Consider the following 2,916-nt stretch of genomic DNA (forward strand, 5'->3'; position numbering starts at 1 on the left):
GCCCAGCCCCAACCCGCGGGCAGTGGCGGCGGCCTCGGTGTCGAGGTCGTAGACGACCTCCATGTGGTCACAGATGAACCCGATCGGGGCGAGCACCACTGCGGTGCTGCCGGCCCGGGCCAGCTCCCTGATGGCGTCGTTGACGTCCGGTTCCAGCCACGGCACCTGCGGCGAGCCCGACCGGGAGCAGTACACCAGCTGCCAGCCCAGTTCGCGCCCCAGTTCGGCGCCGGCGAGCTCGACCACCAGGCGCGCCACCTCCAGGTGCTGGGCCGAGTAGCCCGCCGGGCGGGCGATCGCCGATCCAGCGTCCATCGAATCGGGGATGGAGTGGGTGACGAACAACAACTCCGGCTCGAAGTGGCCGGCGCGTCCGACTTCCCGCCACGCAGCCACCAACGCGTCCACGTTCGCCTGGATGAATCCGGCGGTGTTGAAGTAGGGGCGCACGAAGTCGACCTGGAGGGGCCCGCCCAGGCACTGCACCTGGGCGTCGATGTCGTCCCGGTACTGTCGGCACCCCGAGTAGGACGAGTAGGCCGCAGTGATCACGGTCAGCACCCGGCGCCCGCCCGCCCCGGCGACCTCGCGAAGCGCGTCCAGGGTGAACGGGTCCCAGTTGCGGTTGCCGATCACCACCGGCAGCCCGATCCCTTCCACAGCCAGAGCGGCGGCCAGGGCGTCCCGTAGCGCCTCGGTCTGCTCGTTGATCGGCGATCGCCCGCCGAACAGTTCGTAGTGCGCACCGACCTCGGCGAGCCGGGCGTCGGGGATGCCCTTGCCGGCAGTCACGTTGCGCAGGAACGGCATCACATCGGAGGGCTGCCGGGGACCGCCGAAGCCGGCCAGCAGGATGGCGTCGTAGCGCACTACGCCTCGACCCCGAGTACTTCGCGCAGGGCTGCCCGGTACTCGTCGGCGCGGCCCGCGCGTCCGGCGGCGTGGGCACGTTCGGTGGGGACGTGGATCAGCGCGCCGACCAGCCGGTGCAGCGCCCGGGTGGCCTGTTCGACCGGCACCATGCCGTCGGCGGGCAGCTGCGAGATCTCCCGCTGCAGCACCTCTTCGGCCAGCCTGCGGACAGCGACCACCTCGGCGGACAGGACGCGTGCGCCCTGCCTGGCCCGATACTGCGCGAGGTGCTCCTGGACGATCTGTTCACCCAGCTCGATGTCGTCGGCGGCGGCGGCCGGCACCACCCGGCCGACGTCGGCAAGCGTGACCAGTTCCACCCCGGGCAGTTCGGCGACACCGTCCTCAACGTCGCGCTGCAGCGCCAGGTCGATGATCACCAACTGGCGGCCGTTCCGCATGGCGGCGATGGGCGCCAGGGTTTCGACGGTGATGGCGTGGATGCCGGCGCCCCGGCAGGCCACCACCAGGTCGGCGCTCAGCAGCGCCTGACCCATCCCGCCGGTGGGTATCGCCCGGACGCCGTGCCGTTCGGCGAAGCCGTCGGCCCGTCCGGACGCCGAGTGCACCGCGATCGAACGACAGCCCCGCGACCGCAACTGGGCCAGCGAAACCCCGGCGTACGAGCCGGTTCCCGCGATGACCGCGTAGGCATCGTCCCAGGTCATGCCGAGTTCCTCGGCCAGGTCGAGGGCCACCGCCACCGACGACCGGCCGGCCCGGCCCAGACCGGTGCGGCGGCCGACATCGCGGGCGGTCGTCAGGGCCGCAGTGGTCAACTGCTCCAGAGCCGGCGACAGCGTCGCCTGGCCGCGCGCCAGCTCCACCGCGCGGCGCACCTGGCCGCGGATCTCCTGCTCACCGACAACGGCCGACGACAACCCGGACGCCACCCGCATCAGGTGCGGAACCGCCTCGTCCTCACCGGTCACCTGCAGCAGCTCGGAAACCTGGTGCACGCACCGCCCGGCCGCGGCAGCCACCACGTCCAGCACGCTCTCCGCGACATCGGCGGCGGTGGCGTCGAGGTAGACCTCGAACCGGTTGCAGGTGGCCAGGACCATGACACCGCGCACGCCCGGGCAGCCCGCGATCTGCGGTCCCAGCTCGTCCACGCACTTGAAGACACCGACCTCGCTGAGGTCCAGCTCGTGGTGAGTGGCGCGTAGCAGCTGAAGGGGCACGGTAGACCAGTTCCCTGTCCGGTATGTGAGGGCGCCATAATCGTACAGTGACTCATTCCCGCCCCACCGCAGGGGCCCCGTCAACCCTTGTCGAGGCATACCGGGGACGCCGCCCCGCCCGCCTGCCGATCTGGTTCATGCGGCAGGCCGGCCGCTCGCTGCCGGAGTACCGGGCGGCCCGGGCCGGGATCGAGATGCTGACGGCCTGCACCACACCCGAGTTGGTCGCCGAGATCACTGCCCAACCAGTTCGCCGGCACGGCGTCGATGCCGGCATCTTCTACTCCGACATCGTCGTCCCGCTGTACCTGGCCGGTGTGGACGTCACGATCCAGCCCGGCGTCGGCCCGGTCTTCGGCGACCCGGTTGGCGACGACGCGGCCCTCGACCGGCTGCTGGCGCACGACCCGGCCGACCTGACGGTGATCACCGAGGCCACCCGGCTGGCCACGGCGGCCATCCCGGTGCCACTGATCGGGTTCGCCGGGGCGCCGTTCACGCTGGCCGCCTACGCGGTCGAGGGCCGGTCGTCCCGCGACCACCTGGCGGCCCGCACCCTGATGCATGCCCAGCCCGCCAGTTGGGACCGGCTGATGAACTGGATGGCCGACCAGTCGGGGGCGTTCCTGGCCGCCCAGGTGGCCGGCGGTGCGCAGGCGGTGCAGCTCTTCGACTCCTGGGCGGGCTCATTGTCGGCCGCCGACTACCGGCGATTCGTCCTGCCCTACTCCGCCCGGGCGCTGTCGTGGGTGCGCGGCCAGGTGCCGGTGGTGCACTTCGGCACCGGCACCGGCGAGTTCCTGAACGCGCTGCGCGAGGC

The 2,916-nt window shown here is 71.9% G+C and carries 3 protein-coding genes; 1 reads left to right on the forward strand and 2 read right to left on the reverse strand.

Annotated elements, in window-relative coordinates; translation table 11 throughout:
- Both WBL05_RS06700 and WBL05_RS06705 read right to left on the reverse strand, forming a co-directional pair.
- On the reverse strand, positions 1-870 hold an 870-nt coding region (locus WBL05_RS06700; RefSeq protein ID WP_424224641.1), incomplete at its 3' end, for a ferrochelatase.
- Positions 870-2,096, reverse strand: a complete 1,227-nt coding sequence (locus tag WBL05_RS06705) for a glutamyl-tRNA reductase (protein ID WP_424224643.1) — start codon at positions 2,094-2,096, stop codon at positions 870-872. The genes WBL05_RS06705 and WBL05_RS06700, both read right to left, overlap by 1 nt.
- Before the next feature lie 47 nt (positions 2,097-2,143).
- Between WBL05_RS06705 and WBL05_RS06710 the strand changes: the two genes are divergently transcribed.
- The coding region (locus WBL05_RS06710; RefSeq protein WP_424224645.1) for a uroporphyrinogen decarboxylase family protein at positions 2,144-2,916 on the forward strand (773 nt) is incomplete at its 3' end.

The sequence above is a fragment of the Brooklawnia sp. genome (assembly GCF_049651565.1).
Lineage (GTDB): Bacteria > Actinomycetota > Actinomycetes > Propionibacteriales > Propionibacteriaceae > Brooklawnia.